Origin of the sequence: Lactobacillus hominis DSM 23910 = CRBIP 24.179, from assembly GCF_000296835.1 — a bacterium.
GTDB lineage: Bacteria > Bacillota > Bacilli > Lactobacillales > Lactobacillaceae > Lactobacillus > Lactobacillus hominis.
In genome coordinates this window covers 1-22,802 of the sequence record NZ_CAKE01000020.1, presented here as the reverse complement: position 1 = coordinate 22,802, position 22,802 = coordinate 1, and the positions used below count along the sequence as shown (strand labels likewise).

The 22,802-nt window shown below is 34.5% G+C and carries 19 protein-coding genes; 4 read left to right on the top strand and 15 right to left on the bottom strand.

Features of this window, described 5'->3' with window-relative positions; genetic code table 11:
- Nucleotides 1-459 precede the first annotated feature (459 nt).
- On the top strand, nucleotides 460-1,659 hold the full coding sequence (locus BN55_RS07020; RefSeq protein ID WP_008471333.1) for a tyrosine-type recombinase/integrase: 1,200 nt from the start codon (nucleotides 460-462) through the stop codon (nucleotides 1,657-1,659).
- Between the two features lie 270 nt (nucleotides 1,660-1,929).
- On the opposite strand, the gene BN55_RS07015 is transcribed toward BN55_RS07020, so the two are convergent.
- Nucleotides 1,930-2,697 carry an SGNH/GDSL hydrolase family protein gene (locus BN55_RS07015; protein WP_008471331.1) on the bottom strand — a complete coding sequence of 256 codons (768 nt, stop codon included), beginning with the start codon at nucleotides 2,695-2,697 and terminating at the stop codon, nucleotides 1,930-1,932.
- Between the two features lie 5 nt (nucleotides 2,698-2,702).
- The gene (gene msrB, locus BN55_RS07010; protein WP_008471330.1) at nucleotides 2,703-3,143 is read right to left on the bottom strand and encodes a peptide-methionine (R)-S-oxide reductase MsrB; all 441 of its coding nucleotides are present in this window, start codon (nucleotides 3,141-3,143) and stop codon (nucleotides 2,703-2,705) included.
- 129 nt (nucleotides 3,144-3,272) lie between these two features.
- On the opposite strand from msrB, the gene BN55_RS07005 reads away from it, so the two are divergent.
- Nucleotides 3,273-4,460 (top strand): aminotransferase class I/II-fold pyridoxal phosphate-dependent enzyme, encoded by a 1,188-nt coding sequence (locus tag BN55_RS07005; protein ID WP_008471329.1) that lies wholly within the window; start codon nucleotides 3,273-3,275, stop codon nucleotides 4,458-4,460.
- Nucleotides 4,461-4,545: 85 nt separating this feature from the next.
- On the opposite strand, the gene aspS is transcribed toward BN55_RS07005, so the two are convergent.
- The 6 genes from aspS to prmA form a co-directional block, all read right to left on the bottom strand.
- Entirely contained in the window at nucleotides 4,546-6,399 is a 1,854-nt protein-coding gene (gene aspS, locus BN55_RS07000; protein ID WP_008471328.1) for an aspartate--tRNA ligase, read from the bottom strand.
- A gap of 4 nt (nucleotides 6,400-6,403) precedes the next feature.
- A complete protein-coding gene (hisS, locus tag BN55_RS06995; RefSeq protein WP_008471326.1) occupies nucleotides 6,404-7,690 on the bottom strand; it encodes a histidine--tRNA ligase in 1,287 nt (428 codons plus the stop codon).
- Nucleotides 7,691-7,959: 269 nt separating this feature from the next.
- Complete coding sequence (gene dtd / locus BN55_RS06990; protein WP_008471325.1) at nucleotides 7,960-8,397, bottom strand: D-aminoacyl-tRNA deacylase; 438 nt, start codon at nucleotides 8,395-8,397, stop codon at nucleotides 7,960-7,962.
- Nucleotides 8,397-10,643, bottom strand: a complete 2,247-nt coding sequence (locus tag BN55_RS06985; protein WP_008471324.1) for a RelA/SpoT family protein — start codon at nucleotides 10,641-10,643, stop codon at nucleotides 8,397-8,399. The genes dtd and BN55_RS06985 overlap by 1 nt, the downstream gene beginning before the upstream one ends.
- 10 nt (nucleotides 10,644-10,653) lie before the next feature.
- A complete protein-coding gene (locus tag BN55_RS06980; protein WP_008471323.1) occupies nucleotides 10,654-11,007 on the bottom strand; it encodes a hypothetical protein in 354 nt (117 codons plus the stop codon).
- A 41-nt stretch (nucleotides 11,008-11,048) separates the two neighbouring features.
- Nucleotides 11,049-11,993, bottom strand: coding sequence for a 50S ribosomal protein L11 methyltransferase (gene prmA / locus BN55_RS06975; protein ID WP_008471322.1), 945 nt, complete (start codon nucleotides 11,991-11,993; stop codon nucleotides 11,049-11,051).
- 58 nt (nucleotides 11,994-12,051) lie between these two features.
- Here prmA and ybaK point away from each other — a divergent pair, with 58 nt between their 5' ends.
- Together ybaK and BN55_RS10015 are read left to right on the top strand one after the other, a co-directional pair.
- Entirely contained in the window at nucleotides 12,052-12,555 is a 504-nt protein-coding gene (gene ybaK, locus BN55_RS06970) for a Cys-tRNA(Pro) deacylase (RefSeq protein ID WP_008471321.1), read from the top strand.
- Nucleotides 12,556-12,652: 97 nt separating this feature from the next.
- Nucleotides 12,653-12,787, top strand: a complete 135-nt coding sequence (locus tag BN55_RS10015) for an LPXTG cell wall anchor domain-containing protein (protein ID WP_008471319.1) — start codon at nucleotides 12,653-12,655, stop codon at nucleotides 12,785-12,787.
- A gap of 63 nt (nucleotides 12,788-12,850) precedes the next feature.
- Here the strand turns inward: BN55_RS10015 and BN55_RS06965 are convergent, their stop codons facing one another.
- The 7 genes from BN55_RS06965 to BN55_RS06935 form a co-directional block, all read right to left on the bottom strand.
- Nucleotides 12,851-15,238, bottom strand: coding sequence for a cation-translocating P-type ATPase (locus BN55_RS06965; RefSeq protein ID WP_008471318.1), 2,388 nt, complete (start codon nucleotides 15,236-15,238; stop codon nucleotides 12,851-12,853).
- A gap of 101 nt (nucleotides 15,239-15,339) precedes the next feature.
- Nucleotides 15,340-16,713 carry a threonine/serine exporter family protein gene (locus BN55_RS06960; protein WP_008471317.1) on the bottom strand — a complete coding sequence of 458 codons (1,374 nt, stop codon included), beginning with the start codon at nucleotides 16,711-16,713 and terminating at the stop codon, nucleotides 15,340-15,342.
- Between the two features lie 65 nt (nucleotides 16,714-16,778).
- The gene (locus BN55_RS06955; protein WP_008471316.1) at nucleotides 16,779-17,594 is read right to left on the bottom strand and encodes a Cof-type HAD-IIB family hydrolase; all 816 of its coding nucleotides are present in this window, start codon (nucleotides 17,592-17,594) and stop codon (nucleotides 16,779-16,781) included.
- A gap of 88 nt (nucleotides 17,595-17,682) precedes the next feature.
- Nucleotides 17,683-18,609, bottom strand: coding sequence for an L-lactate dehydrogenase (locus BN55_RS06950; RefSeq protein ID WP_008471315.1), 927 nt, complete (start codon nucleotides 18,607-18,609; stop codon nucleotides 17,683-17,685).
- 93 nt (nucleotides 18,610-18,702) lie between these two features.
- Nucleotides 18,703-20,091 (bottom strand): flavocytochrome c, encoded by a 1,389-nt coding sequence (locus BN55_RS06945; protein WP_008471313.1) that lies wholly within the window; start codon nucleotides 20,089-20,091, stop codon nucleotides 18,703-18,705.
- Between the two features lie 28 nt (nucleotides 20,092-20,119).
- The gene (locus BN55_RS06940; protein WP_008471312.1) at nucleotides 20,120-21,526 is read right to left on the bottom strand and encodes a class II fumarate hydratase; all 1,407 of its coding nucleotides are present in this window, start codon (nucleotides 21,524-21,526) and stop codon (nucleotides 20,120-20,122) included.
- A gap of 204 nt (nucleotides 21,527-21,730) precedes the next feature.
- Nucleotides 21,731-22,339 carry a hypothetical protein gene (locus BN55_RS06935; protein ID WP_008471311.1) on the bottom strand — a complete coding sequence of 203 codons (609 nt, stop codon included), beginning with the start codon at nucleotides 22,337-22,339 and terminating at the stop codon, nucleotides 21,731-21,733.
- Nucleotides 22,340-22,802: the final 463 nt, after the last annotated feature.

Here is a 22,802-nt window from a genome sequence, read left to right as displayed (position 1 = left end):
TCGTGACACTTTACCGGCTCACCCCAAAGTTGGGGACACGTGATCCAAATGAAAGGCTTCCCTTTCATCCCTATTCTAACAAAATATTTATTAACGTGTTTTTAGTTTTAAATATTAATCAATAAAGAAAAAGCCCTATTCAGCAAAGATTTGGCGGTCAGCGCTGAATAGAGCCTCGAATATAGTAAAAAGCATAGAACTAAATCTATGGAGTTTTTACGTACTCTATTTTATCAAAAATAGAATGAAGTTGCATCTTAACTTCAAATTAAAAGATAAACTAATTATTTTAGTCCAATACTTTGATGACTATAAAAGCTAAGCTAAAAAGTAAAAATAGCTCTATTCAGCAAAGATTTGGCGGTCAGCACTGAATAGAGCCTTGGATATAGTAAAAAGCATAGAGCTAAATCTATGGAGTTTTTGCATATCCTATTTTAAAAATAGGAGGCATTAATTATGTGGGTAACTGAAAATAAAAAGACTGGTAAATATGTCTTTAACGATATGTTTAAAAATCCACTAACTGGTAAATGGAAACATGTCAGTGTTACATACGGTAAAAATACCGCTCGTGTTCGTAAAGATGCTCAAATTGAATTGAACAAGAAAATAGAAAAGAAACTACAAGAATTACAAAGCGGAAATTCCAACATAACGTTATCTCAACTTGTTAAAAAGTATTTCGAGTTGGCCAAAGATCAACTTGCTGAAACCACACTTTATCGCAAACAACATACCCTAGCAATTATGGTAGAGGATTTAGACGGACAAACGATTGCAAAAAAAATCAAACCTACCTTGTTAAATAAATATTTTGATAGTTTACTATATGAGAAAAAATTAGCCAATGCTACAGTTCAATCCTACAGGTCTTGCCTATCCGCAGTATACGAATATGGGATTAGATATGGATATTTAACTGAAAATCCTGTTACCAATTCCAGACCCACTTATAAAAATGAACGCGCAAAAAAGAATGATGAAATTGAAAACAAATACTTAACTGATACTGAACTTCAAAAAATATTAAAAGATTGCGATGAACAAAAAAGAAAAGACTTGAAAGATCTGTTTACCTGGATGTATTTAACAGGGATGCGTATAGGTGAAGCTTCATCTCTTCAAAAAAAGGATATTTTACAAACTAAAGATGGAGAATGGTTTGCTCGTGTTAGCGGTACTCTTCTTACGCATAGAAATGAACCAGAGAAAAATAAGCGTCATTCCAAAAGTAATTCTGCCAAAACTGGGAATAGTAATCGTGATGTATTACTTTCCGATGATGCTGTCAAACTTGTTAAAGAACACTTTAAAGGCAAAAAGTTAAATGATTTTCTGTTTGTTAATGAGTGGCCTACTTCAGATGGCTATTTTATACCCGGTAAAGTTAATAATGTACTCAAGAGTATAGCCAGACGTCAAGGAATAAAAAAGGACCTGACAAGCCATTTTTTTAGACATACACATATATCAAAACTAGCTGAACTAGGTGTACCTTTATATGTAATTCAAAAAAGAGTTGGTCATGGTAATTCTAGAATTACACGTGAGATATATCTTCATGTTACCGATAAAGTCAAAAAAGATTTGAAAAACAAACTTGATATGCTTGACGTATCAAGTGATCTACCATCACTAAAAGTTTTAAAAAATTGATTCTACTAAAAAACGAAACTCAAATATGTTGCTAAAATTTTGAGTTTCGTTTTTGTTTTCACTTTTTTTCCACTATAGAAAGAATTTCAGAATATTAAATAGACTCGCATCCCTTGCGCCCATAAGGCACTTACTCCAAGTAGCTTATTTCATACACCAAAAGCAGCCACCTGCAAAGATAGCCGTGTCCAAATTCTTAGTCAGAGAAGAATTTTTGTCTAAATTCATTTTCTTCATTCCTCTTTCGAAATTTATTTTAGTTTTTATCAGTTATTGATCTTCAATAACTTTATTCAAAGTTTCCTCAAATGTATGAGTCCAGCTAAGCTTATAGCCAGCTCTTGTTGGATGAATTGGATCAATCATATACAATTTATAATCTTTCTCAGAATAGTCAAATTTTGAATCGTCATATAAATTCAAGAAAGTGAAATGCCACTTTTTCTGCAATTGCTTAGCCATTTCTACCATTTGCTCGTAACGTTCAGAATCAAACTTAGGATTTGAAAATAGAATTACCGGACAATTCCAAGTTTTTTTAACATAGTCAAGAATATATTCAATAGCTCCAGCAACTGTAGTGATGTCATATTTGTCATTATCACTAATCTTACCAATTCCAATTTGCTCATTACGTGCATCATTAGTTGAAAGTTGTAAAACAAATGCACTAATTTTTTCAAGAACTGGCAATTTCTCTAATCTTGTTACATATGAGCCATCGTTAATTTCTGCCAAAGTGGTTCCTGAAACTGCTTCTTTAAAGGCAAAAATCCCATCTTCTTTAACCAAATAGTCCACAAACGAGTCGCCTAAGGAACCTGCTCCATAAGTTACTGAACTACCTAAAAAAGCAATTTGTCTATTAACTAGGTCGCTGGCTTTTCTTTTGGTTTTAGCAACTGAATATTTGCTACTGTTTCCTTCAGCTGTTACCACTTTTTCAAAAAACTCTGGATTTTGACCAGCCAATTCAAGTAATTCTGGAATATTTTCTTCTGGAACTTGTAAGTCATCAAATTTTTCTAAAAAGTTCATTTTATTTACTCCTCAAAGATTTTCTTATATTCTCCGTATCCTTCATCCTCAAGCTTATCATATGGAATAAACTTTAGCGCAGCAGAATTAATACAATATCGTAAACCGCCCTTATCTTGCGGACCATCTGTAAAAACATGGCCTAGATGCGATTGGGCAAGCGGACTTTTTACTTCAGTTCTTTCCATATTGTGAGATTGATCTCTCTTATAAGTTAATTTTTTTATTGGTTTAGTAAAACTGGGCCAGCCACATCCCGCATTATATTTATCTTCACTTGAAAATAAAGGCTCGCCTGAAACGATATCTACATAAATTCCTTTTTCATAAAAATTATCGTATTTTCCTGTAAAAGGATATTCAGTAGCAGCATTTTGAGTAACTTGATATTGCTCTGACGTTAATTTTTTTAATGCCCTATCTTTGTCAAAATTATTTTCTTTCATAAATGTATCCTCTCACTTAATAATATAACAAAACCTAGCTTATATATTGAAGCAATTTGAATTAAAGTATTGTTTCAAACAAATCTTTATTTTAAAATTCTAATAACGAATGATAAGGAGATACCAAATATGCCACATTTAGCTTCAAACTTAAATAATCATTTTAATGAAAGATTATCAGAATTAGGACCCTCAAAAATTAGAGCCTTTGATCAAAAAGTTTCTACCATTCCTGGAATTATTAAGTTAACTATTGGTGAGCCCGATTTAAATACCCCGGATCATATTAAACAAGCAGCAGTTGACGATATTTTAGCTAATGACTCTCACTATGCTCCACAAAGCGGAAAGCCAGAATTACGTCAAGCAGTTAGTTCATATTTAAAACGTTCTCTTGATTTAAATTATGACCCTAACAGTGAAATTTGTATTAGCGTTGGTGCAACCGGGGCTCTGAATGATGTTTTTATGTCTATTTTAAATCCTGGAGATAAGATTATCGTTCCTACCCCAGTTTGGGCTTTGTATTTTCAGTTAATTAAAGTTACTGGCGCTATTCCTGTTCAAGTCGATACTTCAAAAGATGGCTTTATTTTAACGCCTGAACACTTGCAAAAAGTTATCGATCAGCAAGGTCCAATAAAGGCAATTATTTTAACCGATCCATCTAATCCTACTGGACGCGTCTATTCTAAGCAACAATTATTAGGTCTTAGCCAAGTAATTGAAAAAAATAATTTGATTTCTGTCAGCGATGAAATTTATGGTGAATTGGTTTATGGAAATAATAAACACCATTCTCTTTCTCAATTTATTCCAGATCGTAATATTTTAATTTCTGGATTATCTAAAGCATATGCGATGACTGGCTGGCGTTTGGGCTATATTGCGGGTCCACAAGAAGTTATGAAAAATATCATTAAGATGAACGCTTTCTTAGTTACATCTGTGACTGATAATGTTCAAGCAGCGGCAATTGAGGCTTTGAATAACGGACATGAAGATCCAATTAAGGCACGTAGTATTTATGCAGATCGACTTGAATTTATGAAGACAGGACTTGAAAAAATTGGCTTTGAAATGTCTACTCCTCAAGGTGCATTCTATATCTTTGCCAAAATTCCGGATCAATTTGGCAATGATGACGAAACATTTGCTAATGAATTAGCTAAAAAAGCCCGCGTTGGTGTTACTCCCGGAAGATATTTTGGAACAGGTGGCCAAGGATATGTTCGTATGTCCTATGCCTCATCTAAAGAAAATCTGAAAGAGTCTTTACGAAGAATTACTAATTTCGTAGAAAATTTAAATAATTAATTTACAAAAAAATCACCGATGATTTTGAAAAATCATCGGTGATTTTTTATTGTACTTAAGCTGATTTAATTAACTTTATTAATCATTAGTCATCCCAAGTGGAGTTTTTATCGGCATCTTCTTGTGCTTCTTTTTCAAGACGTGCTTCAATTTCTTTAACACTATCTTCGTACTTATCTTCCACCTTAATACCAATATCATCTAATTGTTGGTCAGCAACTGGAGCTGGAGCATGCATCATTGGTTCTGAGGCAGAAGCATTCTTTGGAAAGGCAGTTACGTCACGAATATTGTCTTTTTGAGCAAGCATCATAGCAAATCTGTCTAATCCAATAGCAAGTCCAGCATGTGGTGGAAAGCCCATGTCTAAAGCATCAAGCAAGTAACCAAATTGTTCGTAAGCACGCTTTTTAGTAAAGCCAAGAGCTTTGAACATCTTTTCTTGAATTGAACGTTTGTGGATACGGATTGATCCACCACCCATTTCATCACCATTCATAACGATATCGTATGAACGAGCGTGAGCTTTATGAGGATCCGTATCAAGCAACTTAATTCCTTCATCATCTGGCATGGTGAAGGGGTGGTGAGCAGCAATCCAGCGACCTAAACCTTCGTCGTATTCGAATAATGGCCAATCAACAACCCAAACAAAGTCGTAAACATTCTTTGGAATAATACCAGTCTCCTTAGCAAATTCACGACGTAAGTGATCCAGAGAATCAGTAACAACCTTCCACTTATCTGCAACAAAGACTACTAATTCTCCGCCTTCAAGATCGAATTCTTTCTTCAAAGCTTCTTTATTTTCATCAGTTAAGAAACGAGAAACTGGGCCTGAAAATTCGCCATCTTCATATTTAACCCAAGCTAAGCCTTTAGCGTGGTAACGCTTAATGTAGTCTTGCTTTTCTTCAATCTTCTTACGTGAGTATTGCTTAGCACCATTTTTAACAGCGATTCCTTTGACATAACCACCATCAGCGATTGCACCTGAGAATACTTTAAAGTCGCTATCTTTAAAGATTGGACTTAAGTCATGAATAAACATTTCGTAACGAGTATCTGGCTTATCTGAACCGTACTTGTTCATAGCTTCATCCCAAGTAATACGCTTAATAGGAGTCTTCAAATCAATGCCCATTACATCTTTCATGATCTTCTTTAAAAGACCTTCGGTGTAATCTTGAACTTGCTTTTCATCAGTAAAGGAAGTTTCCATATCGATTTGAGTAAATTCTGGTTGACGGTCTCCACGTAAGTCTTCATCACGGAAACAACGTGCTAATTGATAGTACTTATCAAATCCTGCACCCATAAGCAATTGCTTAAATAATTGTGGTGATTGAGGAAGCGCATAAAAACTACCTGGGTAAATTCTTGATGGAACTAAGTAGTCACGTGCACCTTCTGGGGAAGACTTACCCAAAATTGGAGTTTCAATATCAATAAAGCCATTTTCGTCAAAGTATTCGTGTGTAGCCTTTAAGATCTTTGAACGTAACATAATTGCACGTTGCAAAGTTGGTCGACGTAAATCTAGGTAACGATATTTTAATCTAGTTTGTTCTGCTGCATTAATATCATCTTTAATTTCAAAAGGAGGAACCTTAGATTTATTCAAGATATCAATTTCAGTTGCGTCAACTTCAACTTCCCCAGTCTTCATGTCAGGGTTTACACTTGAACGCTTAACTACTTTACCTTTAACTTCAATTACATCTTCATTGCTAAGTGAGTCGGCAATATCCATTAATTCTTTACCAGAGTCTTTGTTTACAACAACTTGAACGATTCCTTCGCGATCTCTAAGGTCGATGAAAACCAAGTTACCCAAGTTTCTTACGCGTTGAACCCAACCGTATAAGGTAACTTCTTGGCCTTCATATTCACTGGTAATATTGCCAGCATAATCTGTTCTTTTGTCCATCTTTTCCATTTTTCTATCCTTCTATTTTCTGAATAACACTTTGCATATCATTAATATCATCTAAGCTTAAATCAATGGTCTTACCATCAGATAAACGCTTAATATTTAAAACGCCGTTTTCTAATTCTTTAGCACCTAAAGTAATAACATATTTGGCATTTACTCGGTCAGCTTTTCTAAATTGTTGCTTGAGCTTCTTTTGATCCACATCATAAAGAGTTTTAAAGCCTTGATTTCTCAAACTTCTAGCAATTTCGACCGTCTTCATTTCAGTACCGGCACCAATATTAGTAATAAAGAAATCAATACCTTCATCTTTAAACAAATCAGGATTTTGTTGTCTTAAAACAAGCATTAATCTTTCTTCACCAATACCAAAACCAACTGCTGGAGTGTGTGGACCATCGAATTCTTCTACCAAGTGATCATAACGGCCTCCACCTAAAATGGTAGTTGCTGATTCCCAAAGATTTTTGTCAGCAACCATAAATTCAAAAATAACGCCAGTATAATAATCAAGTCCACGAACTAAATCATCATCCATCACATAATCAATGCCTAGTTGTTTCAGCATATCAGTGATAGTTTGAAACTTAGTCTTAGATTCTTCATCAAGATAGTCGACAATCTTAGGAGCATTAGGTAAAAACTTCTTATCTGCTTCATCTTTTGAATCCAAGATACGTAAAGGATTCATCTCAAGTCTTCTTTGAGAATCTTCAGATAATTGATCTTTAACTGGAGTAAAGTAATCTACCAATGCATCATGATAATCTTGACGAACTTTAGCATTACCTAAAGTATTAATATGAAGTTCGTAATTTTTAACGCCTAATTCAGCTAAAAGATCGTGACCCATCATAATTGTTTCCACATCAGCTAATGGGCTATCTGAACCAAAGCTTTCTACACCGATTTGGTGGAATTCTCTTTGACGGCCAGCTTGTGGTCTTTCATAGCGAAAAGTATTGTCAATATAGTAAACATTAAAAGGCTTAACAACATCTGGACCGTAGATCTTATTTTCAACGTAAGCTCTAACTACTCCAGCTGTTCCTTCTGGACGCAGTGCAATATGACGACCACCTTTATCATTGAAATCATACATTTCTTTTGAAACAACATCAGAAGTTTCACCAGATGAACGGGAAAATACTTCATAGTTTTCAAAACTTGGAGTTCTGATTTCACGATAATTAGCACGCTTAAAGAAATTACGTGCAATGTGTTCAACTTTTTCCCAAGATCCTGAATCTTCTGGCAATATATCAACTGTACCTTTAGGTCTTTGAACTTTCATTTAATCATCCTTCATTATAAATTTGCCAAAAAAAGCGCCCTTGAACTAAATCAAGGGCGCATAAATTAGCACGGTACCACCTTTTGCTTGCTGCGATTAACGCTCGCGAAACGATCCATTATCTGTTAAAGGTGTCACAGATAGCGATCAATCTACTCTTCCACCAAGCAAGTAGTCTCTGTAAAAGATCGTGCTAATCTACATTCTTTGTCATCGATAATTCTTTTTTAGAATATATTTTTTATTTATTCTTGTCAATAGTTTTTAAGTTATAGGTCCAAAACTATTGTAAATGGACCATCATTTTCTAAGCTGACCTGCATATCAGCGCCAAAATGACCTGTTTCAACATGAAAGCCATGATTTTCAAGTTCAGAATTAAATTCTTCCCATAATTCTTTAGACTTAGGTGGCCTCATTGCTTCAACAAAACTTGGTCGATTACCTTTTTTAGTATTAGCCAAAAGCGTAAATTGACTAACACTCAAAATTTCTCCATTGACATCTTTTAAAGACAAATTTGTTTTTCCATCCTCATCTTCAAAAATACGCATTTTAGAAATCTTATCAGCTGCTTTTTTCACAACGTCTAAGTCGTCGCCTTCTTTTAAACCAACTAAAAGCAAAAATCCCTTAGCAATTTTACCAACGACTTCCCCATCAATTGCTACTTGAGCTTTATTGACTCTTTGAATTACTACTCGCATTAATTTACTGACCTCTTTGCTTCATAAACGTTAGAAATATCGCGCATTCTCGATAAAATATCCTCTAAATGAGCTGCATCTCTAACAGAAACTGTAGCATAAATATGCGCCATATTATTGCTATCGACTTTTCCTGAAATATTGACAATATTCTTAGTCTTAGAGTTCAAGGCGTTTATCACATCACTAAGAAGGCGCGACCTGTTAAAACCATAGATTTCAATATCTGCATTGTAATTTTCATTATTTTTATTTCGAGCAATGTTTTCCCAAGCAACGTCAATTAAGCGACCTTGCTTTTTAGCTTCTTCAGTAATGTTGCGACAATCTGCTCTATGAATCGTTACGCCGCGCCCTTTTGTGACATAACCCACAATTGGATCGCCAGGAACTGGATTACAGCATTTTGCCAAATGAAGCATCAGATCTGAAACACCTTGCACCATTACGCCATTGTTATGCTTGATGCGCATTACATCAGCAGGCTTAGAAGTATCTTCTTGAGCAATACTTTGCTGACCGGCGTTCATGATGTCTTGCTCTTTTTGACGTTGTTTTTCTTGTTCTTGACGTTTTCTAACGTCTTCAGTTAAACGGTTAGCAACTGTAGCTGCAGAAACTTCGCCAAAACCAACTGCTGCAAACAGCTCTTCTTTATTATGATAATTGAAATGACCAATCACTTTTTGAATATGATCTTTATCCATGAACTCTTTAGGATTAAATTCATGAGTCAATAAATCATGTTCAATTAAATTTTCGCCCTTTTCAATGTTTTCTTCACGATCTTCAGCTTTAAAGAAACGCTTAATCTTATTTCTAGCACGTGAAGTCTTAACTAAGTTGACCCAGTCTCTTGATGGAGTAGCTGAAGTTTGTGTAAGCATTTCAACGACATCACCGTTTTTAAGCTTATAATCTAACGGCACAATCTTACCGTTAATTCTAGCGCCAACTGAATGGGCTCCAACTTCTGAGTGAATCATATAGGCAAAATCAAGTGGAACTGATCCTTTAGGAAGTTCGTAGACATCCCCTTTAGGCGTAAATACATAAACACGATCAGAAAAGATGTCAGTTTTGACACTCTTCATAAATTCGTGTGAATCTTTGGTTTCATCTTGAAGCTCCAAAATTTCTTGGAACATATTTAGTTTCTTATTGGCCTCAGTTTGTTCAACCTCGCCTTTTACACCTTCTTTATAAGCCCAGTGTGCAGCAACACCATATTCAGCAACTTGGTGCATAGCTTCAGTTCTAATTTGAATCTCTAAAGGCTTGCCACCAGGTCCAATAATCGTAGTGTGGAGCGATTGATAACCGTTTGATTTAGGAACAGCAATATAATCCTTGAATCTTCCAGGCATTGGCTTCCATTTAGTATGAACTGCACCCAGAACTGCATAGCAGTCTCTAACTGATTTAACAATTACACGCACAGCTAATAAATCATAAATTTCGCTGAAATCTTTATGTTTATTAACCATCTTTTTGTAAATTGAATAAATATGTTTTGGACGACCATAAATTTCATAATCAATATGTAAGCTATCTAAAGTTTGACGCAAAATTTGGATTGCGTCAGCAATATAGCCTTCACGTTCGCTACGTTTAGACTGCATCAAGTTTACAATACGATAGTATTGTTCAGGATTTAAGTAGTGAAGACTCATATCTTCTAATTCCCACTTAATTGTCCCGATACCTAGTCGATCGGCTAATGGTGCATAAATATCTAAAGTTTCATCCGCAATACGGCGCTGTTTATCCGGACGCAAATGATCTAGCGTATGCATATTGTGCAAACGGTCAGCTAATTTAACCATGATTACACGTAAATCCTTGGCCATGGCAATCAGCATTTTACGGTGATTATCAGCTAGATATTCTTCGTGGGTCTTTGATTTATATTGAATTTTCGATAATTTAGTAACACCATCAACTATAAAAGCGACATCTTTACCAAATTTTTCTTTAATGTCTTCATTAGTTACCGGAGTATCTTCAACTGTATCATGCAAATAACCTGCAGCTACAGTATCAGGATCCAATTTCAAAGTTGCTAAAGTTCCAGCTACTTGAGTTGGATGAATGATATAAGGCTGTCCTGATACGCGGAATTGACCTTCGTGAGCCTTACGCGCAAATTCATAAGCTGATTCAACAAAAGCAATGTCATCATCATTCATATATTTTTTACATGAAGCTAAAACTTCATCATGAGTCATTTCACGATATTTTGACATACATTCTCACCTATTTCTTTTCGTGATAAAAATCATTGCGCCATAAACCAAATAATTCAAAGCAAAGATAGACAATACATAATAAATAATTATACTTTGCAAAATGAATTGTTACAGCCAAGGCAAATACTAAAGGAAATAATAAAAACCACCATTTACTGAGCTTTCTTAGATCCATCAAATGACCAATTTCAAAAGCAATATATGAATTAAAGATAAAAAAGACTAAACCTACACGCCATACGCGACTTAGATGTACCAAAGGACATATAATCCAAATTATTACAGCTAATAAAGTCAACCAAATTAATGGCATATAAGTTTTCTTATTTAACTTCTTAAAAAAATCACTAAGTTTATTCATTGTGTAAACTACCTTTTTCTTTTTTTATAAATTTTAGCACTTTATTGGTCTTTTCTGGCAATCAATAAACAAATCCAGCGTTTTTCTTGCATTTTCATCTTAATTTCAAGATTTTCCTTAGCTAGTGCGTTCTCGATTTTAGGCAATTGCTTGTAGTCAATACCTGAGAAAATTATTTGACTATCTTTATTTAAATGATTATTTAAATCAGGGATTAACTCAAGCAAAATTTCAGCTAAAATATTAGCGATAATTAAATCAAATTTTTCATCAGTATCTTTTAATAAATTAGCCTTCTTAACCGTAATATTATCAATGCCATTGAGCCTAATGTTTTCTTTAGCAGCACTCACTGCTTCATCAGAAATATCTGTTGCTAATACGCTTTTTGCTCCCAATTTAGAAGCGGCAATGGCTAAAATCCCAGAACCAGTTCCTACATCCATTACGCTAACAGGTTTAGTTAAAGCTCTTTCCATTGCTAGTAATACTAGTTGAGTAGTAGTATGGCCACCAGTACCAAAAGCAAGACCTGGATCGAGACGAATTAATTTTTGATCTTTAAATGCCGGTTGATAGTCTTCCCAATCTGGAACAATTGCTAATAAGCGAGAAAAATCAATTACATGATAATATTTTTGCCACGCAGTATTCCAATCTTCATCAGCAATATTTTTAGTAGAAATAGAAACATTACCAACATCTAAGCCGAAACCTTCCATTTCTTTAATTTTGCTTTTTATCTGATCAATGATTTTACTCTGATCAGCATCTTGATCAAAATAAGCTGTCAATTCTAAATCTTCTGGTAGGTCCTCAATGTCGTCTAATTCGACTAAACTAGAATCGTGTTTTTGTCCTTCTAAAACAAAATCCGATCTTTTTCTAGCTTCAATACCTTTAGCATTTAAAGTATCTTGAAGAAAATAAGTTAAGCCATCTTCTATTTCATGGCCACAATTAATTTTTATTGCTAATAGTTTCATACATAACTCCCTTTGACACTTTTGCCCACCACCGTTATGATGATTGAAGGTGATAAAAATGTCTAAAAAAAATAAAAAAAGTAAACTAAAGAAAACTCTAGTAGAAAAAATGCTTGATCAAAAAAAGATTCCTTACGAACAACTATCTTTTGATACCGTTCAAAAAGGTGACGTCAAGCAAATGGATACTTCTATTTTAGCCAAAGATGAGCATTTGGTCTATAAAACCTTAGTTTGTGAAGGAAATAAAGTTAGTCCTGTAGTCGGAGTAATTCCTGTAACTGAACATTTAAGCATGAAAAAATTAGCTAAAGCTTCGGGCAATAAAAAATGCGAATTGCTTCCACTTAAAAAATTAGTGGCTACAACAGGTTACGTTCATGGTGCTAATACTCCGATTGGAATTTATGAGCAGCATCATTTTCCAATTTATTTGGATAAAAACATGCAAAAAGAAGATCAAATTGCAGTATCCAGTGGCGAAGTTGGACGCAGTGTAAAAATTAATCCAAATGATCTACAAAAAATTACCAATGCAGATTTTGTCGATTTAATTGAATAAATAACATTGTAAGCGGTTTTTTATTATCTTTTTTTGCTATACAATGTAGATGAATAGATTTATAAAATTTTAATAAGAAAAGATAGGAAGTTTTAAAATGAATTTTATTCTCACTACTTTACCTCACACTGGTGCAGTTGCAAATTGGATTTGGGGAATAATTGGTTTTATTTTAGCCGCTTTAGCAGTAATGCTTATTATTGCCTGTACTACACAAAGAGACAAAAGATAAATATCTAAATTACTTAAAAATGGTGGCCTAATGACCACCATTTTTATTGTTCAGTTTTTCTCTTCATCTGTCTGCCTTTTTGTAGGCTAGTTTTAATTCTCCGATTGTTGTTTTTGAGCCCTTTTGACTATAAATATTTAAAACTTCTTGAAAACCATCAGCCAGTTTACTTAAGTATTTAAATGCAGTTACTTCCGCAAAGAATAATACTACTAATAAAAAGATTGCCTTCATAGAAATTTTAGATAAAGCAAACAAATTATGTGCAAAGATAATGGCAAAAATTAAACAAAGAAACGAAACGATAAATACACCCACGCGATACTTATTCATTGGCGCACTAATTTGATATAACACCATCATCCCTACTGCAATTAAAAGCATTGTTGCAGTTGTAGCCACTTCTTGCCTGCCTAAATCTAATACTTGGTTCGCAATCACTAAAACAGAAACCGCAATCATATCAGTAATGCCGCCAGGAATAGCACGCGTCATTACATTAGGGATGAATTTACCACGAATTCTAGAAAAATTATTTTCTAAAGCAAGTAAAAACGAAGGAAGCCCAATTGTAAATGCTGAAATTAACGCAATTTGAGTTGGTCTTAAAGGATAAGTTAAAGCAAAAGCTAAGGTGAAAAACGTCATTAATAATGAAAAGATATTTTTCACTAAGAATAAACTTGCTGATCTTTCGATATTATTAACTACTCTGCGTCCTTCATTCACAATCTCTGGCATTTTAGCAAAATTTGAATCTAGTAACACTACTTGTGAAGCCTGGACTGCCGCGTTATTGCCTGACGCCATTGAAATAGAACAATCAGCTAATTTCATGGCTAAGATATCATTTACCCCATCACCTGTCATTGCAACAGTATTGCCTGCTTTTTGCAACGCTTTAACTAAGTAACGTTTTTGTTCTGGTTTAACACGACCAAAAACATTATATTTTTTGACCGCTTCATCGTAATTATTTTTATTTAGCTCAGTCGCATCTATATATTTTTCGCTACCAGCAATTCCAACTTCCTTTGCCACCCGTGAAACTGTCAAAGGATTATCTCCAGAGATGACTTTAATTTCCACGCCTTGTTTAGCAAAATATTTAAAGGTCTTTTTGGCATTTTTACGAATTGGATTATTGATTAAAATTAAACCCAAAAGTTCAACTTCTTGAGTTAAAGGATCGTTTTCATTTTTTAGTGCTTGAGGATATTTAGCAAAAGCTACCACACGATATCCTTGACTAGTAAATGAATCAATTTTGCTCTTGTATTCGTCAAATTGATTTCGTAAAACAAATTCTGGCGCGCCTACCAATAAGGTTTTATCTTTAAAAACAGCACCTGAATATTTATTAACTGAAGTAAAGGGAATAATATGATCAGCTGTTTCTCTATTTGATGTAAAATACGCACCTAAAGCTTTGCTGGTTTCATTATCTTGTGGCATGCTTTGAGCAAAATTCGAAATCAATTCAAATAACTTATCTTTTTCAATATTTATTGGCTCAAAACTAGTTACTGCCATTTTAGGCTCAGTAATTGTACCAGTTTTATCAACGCACAAGACATTTACTCTAGCTAATGTTTCAACGCTTTTCATGTCATGCAGCATTACTTGATTTTTAGCCAGACGCATAGCTGAAATTGCTAAAGCAATTGTTGTTAATAAATAAAGCCCTTCCGGAATCATACCAATAATAGCAGCTTCCATTGAAGTTACACTTTCGGCAATTGAATGATGATTCACATAAAAAGCCATAGCAAACAATGCAAGTCCTAGCGGAATTATGATAATACCCACCCATTTGATCAATTTATTTAAAGAACGAATCATTTCTGATTGTTCTTTTTGATTCATCTCTTTGGCTTTTAAAGTAAGCTTAGAAACATATGACTCTTTTCCAACCTTTGTTAATTTAGCATATGCTTTTCCAGAAACCACAAAAGAGCCTGAAAGAAGATCGTCATCTTGCTTTTTCAAAATTTCATCGGCTTCTCCCGTCAACAATGCTTCGTTTACCTTAAGACTTCCGTCAAGCACAACGCTATCTGCAGGAATTTGATCGCCCGTTTTTAAAACAATAATATCGTCTAAAACCAAATTTTCGATAGGAATTTCTTGCTCAATATTATTCCTAATGACTGTAACTTTAGTGGCATTAATTACATTCAACTTATCCAATACTCGTTTAGCACGTAATTCTTGAATAATACCGATCACAGTATTTGCAATAATGACAGGCAAAAAGGTAAGATCTTTAAATTCACCAACTAAAATAAGTAATATCGCTAAAATTAAAAATATCAGGTTAAAATAAGTAAAAGTATTTTCTTTAATTATTTGCCAATCAGTTTTTGCTTGATCATCAACAGCTTTATTTACATGGCCCATTTCTTCTTGCTTTAGAACTTGATCATTAGTCAGACCTGAAAACTTAGCCATTAAATCACCACCTTAACAATAAATTATTTAAAATTATACCATGAATTTTTAATTTTCAATTTTCCAAAGCAAAATAAAAAAGCAGATTAATCTGCTTTCTTTTAACCAGCATGACGCCATTCTTTATCAGCAATAATTCTAGCCGCAATTAAACCTAAAGGTAAACATAGAACAATCATTAATGCCTTGGTTGCCCATAATGCTCCCGCATTTATTGAAGCTAAACCTAAATTAAACATCGAACGATACATATATAGACCTGGAACCATGATTACAATCGATGGAACAGTAATTGCAATTCTTGGATATCCAACTTTTTTTCTAACAAGAGAGGCCAATAGCCCTGCTAGCAGTGCTCCTAAAAATGCTGCAGCTGATGGAGGAATTACAGTCCAATCAACCAGACTCAAACGTAAGGTATTGGCAACTGCTCCAATAATTCCGGCTAGTGCAGCCATTTTAGGATGTGAGTTAAACATAATGGAAAAGCCGAACACACCGCAAAAGCTAGCAACTAGTCTAAATGACGTTAAGAGAGTTGGATTTAAATTCAATGGCAAGAAATCTTGTGGATGCAAATTCAAACATAATGCTGTAACCCAGCCAACTGCTGTAGCAACAACAATAATCATCACTGCATAAGCCATTCTTTCTAGTCCAGACCTCATATCAAGTTTAGAAATGTCCAGACCAGAAGTAATAAATGGAAATCCTGGAATTACAAATAGACATGCACCAATATATCCATCTAAGTGACGCAAACTAATTGGATAAAATAACCTAATTAGATAAAAGACTAATACATAAACGCAACATGCCACAGCAACGGCGACAGTAATATTGGCCAAAATAGTTAAATGACGATCACCCATTTTTCTACGGACGTAGTTACCCGCACAAGCTCCAAAAAAGGCACAGATAACTTCAAAAATTCCGCCACCCAATAAAAAAATAAATCCAGCACATGCTAAACCAGCGGCTAAGGCAACTTGCCAAGGCATGTAAGCGGCTTTCATTTGCGAAATTTTACTAAGTCGATTATGAATTTGTCCAATAGTCCAGTTCCCCTTGTCTTCTTTGAACTCATTAACAAACTTTTCCATTAAATCAAGCTTGGTAGTGTTAACTCCGGTACTTGGTAAGCTCAATGCCTGAGTATAACTATGGCCGTCTTGATCAACGCAAGTATATTCTAATGAAACTAATCCAATATCAGCAGAACACGTCATATCTAAACTCCGTGCAATTGTATTCATTGCGCTTCTGACACGCCATGCCCCAGTTCCATAAGATAAAAGCATCATTCCAATATGCCCTACGATAACAGATCTTTCTGCTAAATTAGCATCTTTAGCCGAGGTGACATTATCGCTTGTAAAAAAATCTTGCCAACGAATTCGCATATGGTGATGGTGAGACAGATTATGAATTCGATGGAGCTTGTTGACTCGTTCGTTTTTATCTTGATTTTTCATCTTTTGTTATTCAAAGCTTCCCTAATATTATTGTGTTACTTAAAAATAATACCACAATAATTGCTTTATAAAACAAACTTCTTCAAAGCTTTGGCAATTCCATTATGATTATTATCGTCAGTTATATAGTCCGCTTTTTCTTTAATATTAGAAATAGCATTGCCCATTGCCATCTTTTTAAAGTTAGGATTTTCAAACATTGAAATGTCATTTCCCTGATCGCCAAAGACCATAACTTGCGTTTGTTCAATTTTAAGGCGATCTGCTAGTTCCATTAAAGCATTTCCTTTAGAAGCACCTTTAGTATTCAATTCAATGCAAGTATCAAGACTTTTTACAATATCGTATTTATCAAAAGCCCAATATGGCAAAGTGTTCCACAGTTTTTCGACTTGACCATCATCTTTTTGACAAGTAAAGCCAACTTTATTAAATTTAAAATCTTTCGGAATCTCTTCTCGGTGTCTAACTTTTAACATATTATCAGTTAAAGCTGCATTAATCTGCATTTGCACACTTAAATCATGATCACAGGTCCAAAAACATTCGGTAGTTTCAAAATGAACATTTACACGAGCTAACCTTTGCAATCTCAGCATGGTATTAAAATCTTGATAGTCCATTTCTTGATTCATCAAAATTCCACCAGCCAAATTTTGCAAAACAGCACCATTAAAAACGACTGCATATTGATCTTTTCCGCTTAAATTTAATTGACTAGCAAATGGCATTACTCCAGATAAAGGCCTACCTGACGCAAGAACTACTTTAATGCCTTGGCTACTTGCGACTTGAAGCGTTCTTGCTGTTTCAGGCAAAATCGTATTTGACCTAGTCAATAATGTTCCATCTAAATCTACTGCAATTAACTTGATTGCCATTAAAATCACCTCTCTATATTAATTAATATTATATAAAAAGATCTGGTCCATTAAAATAGGCCAGATCTTGCATAATTTCAAACTATTTTTAAAGTTCGATACCGTCTAAAACTTCCTTCATCTTTTCAGCTGAGTAAGTCATCTTTTCTTTTTCTTCTTTTGATAAGTGAAGTTCAATCACATCTGAAATACCGTTAGCTGTGATTACGCTTGGCGTACCTAAGTATAAGTCCTTAACGCCGTATTCACCAGTTAAAGGTGCTGATACTGGCAATACACGAGCTTTATTTTCAAAGATTGCTTTACAAATTTGGGTTAAGCACATTGCAACGCCATAGAATGTTGCGCCTTTGTTTGCAATGATCTTACCACCTTTTTTACGGACATCAGTTTCAATTTCAGTTAAAACATCATCGCTTAATTCACTGTATGAACGCAAAGCTTTGTGATCGATAATGGCTTCATCGAAGTTTTCAAATGAAGTATCTCCATGCTCACCTAAAACATATGCATCCACGTTATCAATGTTTGCACCAGTTTTCTTAGCCAAAGCAACTCGTAATCTTGCTGTATCAAGAGAAGTTCCAGTACCAATTACGCGGTTCTTTGGAAAGCCGGATAACTTTTGAGTTAAAGTAGTTAAGATGTCAACAGGATTTGCAGAAACTACGAAAATACCCTTAAATCCACTATCAACGATAGGTTTAACAATTGACTTCAAAATCTTCACATTGGCATTTACTAAATCTAATCTGGTCATTCCCGGTTTTCTAGCAACACCAGCAGTAATTACAGCAATATCAGCATCGCTAGCATCACTATAATCCCCACTTACAACTTTAACTGGACCGACAAATGGAGCCAAATCTTCAAGATCCATGGCATCGCCGACAGTTAATTCTTTAGCAACATCGCAAATTACTAATTCGCTAATTTTCACATTTTGCAATAAATCATTAGCAAAAGTTGAACCTACCCGACCGTCACCAACTAAGAAAACTTTTCTATTATTCATATTTTTTACTTCCTTTTGTTTAACTTGTTCATCATTACACAAATAAGTATACACAACTATTATTAAAAATGAAAGCCTTTACAAGTATTAGATTTAATGATTATTTTTTGCCATTTCAATTCCAGCTTGACGGCCAAAGATCACCGTTTCAGCAATCGAATTACCACCGATACGGTTATTTCCATGTAAACCGCCAGCAACTTCTCCAGCTGCATATAATCCACAAATCACATTGCCGTTTCCATCTAAAACTCGAGTATCTGGCAAGATATGAATGCCACCCATTGTATAGTGAATAGCTGGATGAATGTGAATTGCGTAATAAGGAGCATTCTCCAATTTACGTTCCATCCCAGTAGTGCGTCCATATTCAGCATCGGCTTTTTGATCGACTGCCTCATTCCATGACTTTATTGTTTGTTCAAGATTCTTTGCGTCAACATCAATTTTTTGAGCTAATTCAGAAACTGTTTGACCTGTTTCAACTAATCCAATATGGGCATAAAATTCAATTGCCTTAAAGTGGTCACGTACACCTTGATCAAACACTAAATATGCTCCATCTTCATTTAATGAAGTAATTGCATTAGAAACAACTTTTCGTGTGGCTAATTCGTTGATAAAACGCTTCCCAGCTTTATTAATTAAAATTGCACCTTCACCACGAACGCCCTCACCAATTAAAAAGACATGATCTCCATCTGTTTGTGCCGTTGGGTGAACTTGAACAAAATCCATCTGCATTAATTGTGCATCTACATTTTCAGCTAGCTTTAAACCATCGCCAGTAGCTCCTGGTTGATTCGTAGTTTTATAATCAACTAAATCAGGACGATATTTTTTAATAAGAGCTTTAGAAGCACCAAAACCACCTGTAGCCAGCAAAATACTATTTGCCGCAACTGTCTTTTCTCCATGATCAGTTTTTATTTTGACGCCTTGAACTTTATTTTCATTGTCTCTAATTAATTCCACGACTTTGCTTTCATTAAAAACAGGAATCTTTTCTTCACTAATCTTTTTTAAAAGACCAGTCACTAAATAATTTCCGACAGGCGCCATTGAAGCTGGGCGGTGAGCTCTTTTTTTACTCATACCACCAGTAATAGTTAAATCAGTTAATTCAATGCCATGCTTCATTAACCAGTCAATTGCTAATGCTGAATGATCTACGAAAAATTGAAGCATTGGACGATCATTTAATAATCCTCCACCTTTTAAGGTTTCCTCATAAAAATCTTGTTTATTATCAATTACACCTTCGTCAAGTTGAACAAAAGTTTCAGATGCATTCATTCCAGAGGATGCACGATTGGTATTGCCACCTAGAGTTTTATTTTTTTCAAAAACTACGACACTTAAGCCTAATTCATGTGCTTGAAGTGCCGCAGTTAAACCGGTACCACCAGATCCTACGATAATTGCATCATAGCTGTCTTTCATTTCATTAGCATTATTTGGCGTAAAAACAAATTTTGACATAAATACCTCATTACCTTTTTGCTCTTAGTTAGTCATCAATTGGCTTAGTGTTCATCGCATTAGTCATTGTAATTGGCTTCATCCACTCATCATATTGCTCAGCAGTTACTTTTCCGCTTTCTAAAGCGGCACGACGCAAAGTAGTCTTATTTTTAGCTGCTTTTTGGGCAATCTTAGCTGCAGCATGATAACCAATATGCGGTGAAAGCGCAGTAACTGTCATTAGTGAATCTGAAACATCACGATTCATTCTTTCTTTATTAACTGTCATTCCATGGATCATCTTATCAGCAAAACTAGAAATAGTGCCTGATAAAACATCTGCCGATTCCAAGAATGCTGCAATCATAACTGGTTTAAAGACATTCATTTCAAAATTACCTTGGGATGCAGCCATAGTAATTGTGGTGTCATTACCGAACACTCTTAAACTTGCCATTGTAACGGCTTCAGCTTGAGTTGGATTTACTTTACCAGGCATGATTGATGACCCAGGTTCATTTGCAGGTAAGTTTAATTCGCCTAAACCTGCGCGTGGACCTGAACCCAAAAATCTAATATCCTGAGCAATCTTAAACATATCGGCTGCTAATGCCTTTAATGCACCGTGGACCACATTTAAGCCTGAGTGATTAGCTAAGCCAAAGAATTTATTAGTCTTAACTTTAAATTCGTGACCGTATTTTCTTGATAAACGTTCAGAAATTTCTTCTGCCATTCCCGGTGCTGCATTTAAACCAGTACCCACAGCAGTACCGCCAATTGGTAATTCATATAAAGTTTCTTCAAGTTCATTAATATAGGAAAGATCATGATTTAATGCTGAAATATAACCTGAAATTTCTTGCCCAAAAGTAAGTGGCACAGCATCTTGCAAGTGAGTTCTACCAACTTTCACTGTGGTCCAATATTCATCTTGCTTGATCTTTAATTCCTTGATTAAGTGTTTTAATGATGGCTTTAAATCATCTAGCGCCTGGGTTGCGACTAAATTCATCGCTGTAGGGAAAGTATCATTAGAAGATTGTCCCATGTTTACGTCATCATTAGGTAAAATATCCAATCCTGGATGATTTTTATTTGCTAAATTGGCGACCACTTCGTTAACGTTCATGTTAGTTTGAGTACCTGAACCAGTCTGATAAATGTGAAGTGGGAAAAATTGTTGCAATTCACTATCATTCATCGCAAGTAAATCATGAATTGCATCGATAATTGCATGTCCTTTTTCTTGCGTTTGCTTGCCAGCATCCATATTTGCTTGAGCTGCCGCACGCTTGATTTGTAATAGCGCACGAATAATCGCAATCGGCATTAAAGCTCCAGTGTGGAAATTATTTTTACTTCTTTGAGTTTGAGGGCCCCACAAAGCATCTTCTGGAATCTCAACAGGACCTAATGTGTCGCTTTCGACACGATAACCTTTTTCTACCATAATTATTAATTCCTTCCTTATTCATCAAATATAGTATACGCTATGTTTTTAATGTAAGGGCATACATTGTTTATTATTAGCAAACAAAAAGTCTTGTATTGTGGGTTAATACAAGGCTTTTTAAATCTTCTATTCACATCATACAGATAATTATGGGTTGGGTAAACCAAAATTATCTAATTTTTACTATCTATATAATACAAATTACTTTTTAATCTTTTTAACTGCTAAAGTTGTTACACCGGTAGCTAAAACAACTGCTGAGCCAGCAATAGCATCTTTTAATTCTACAAAATGCTTTGGATAGCTCTTTTTAGCGGTCTTGCTTTGTGCTTTTGATGTTTTCTTTAAAACAGTTTTTTTATTTGTAGCTTTCTTAACTTTTTTACTTGCTACATTCTTTGCTTTATTTACAGCTACCTTTTTATTAGCTTTTGGAGCTTGCACTACTTCTAGAGTTTGAGTAGATTTAGCTGTTTGAGCTGGCTTATTAATATTTGCTGAATTTTGAGTTTGAGTCCTTAATGCGGTAGATTGCTTTGCTTGATTATTTTGTCTTACTTTCAAAGTTTGGCTTCGAGCTTGTGGAGCCTTTGGAGCATCTTCAGCTGGAGCAAGCTTTGGATAATTTGCTTCATCAGATTCAGGAGCAGTTGGTGCATCTTCAGCAGCACCTAATTTTGGATAATCTGCTTCTTGAGAAATAGAACTCTGATCATTAGTTGCAGCATGAACAGTATTTGAACCAAGTCCAATCATTGTTCCTGCTGAAACTAAGGCAATTATACTTGCAACATCTTTTTGAATCTTCATTTCTCTTACCTTCTAAATAATTGATTTCTAAGTACTTTTAACTTTCAACTCTTATATTAGTCCTTTTTTTGATAAAAAACAACACATGTTATTTATAAAACTATAATTTATTGCTTTTACCTCATTCTTTTAATTCGTTTTATAAATAACATTATTCTGTGTTTATCACATTTTGCTATTAATAAATTATCTAAAATGTTATATGTAAGCACAATATCGACATTTATTTAATAACATGTAAGTATATTTAAAATAACTAATGATTCCTTTTATGTTTCGTTACTCATTTACTCTGCTTATATCATAAATATAATTTTATGGTTATATAACTATATGTTAATTAATAACATGCTAAGGTCTATTTAATAAGCCCTCTAAAATAGCATCACATCAGTTATTTATGCATTATTTTATATATTTGCTGTTTTTAAAAAATATTTTTCAATTTATTTAATCGTCTTCT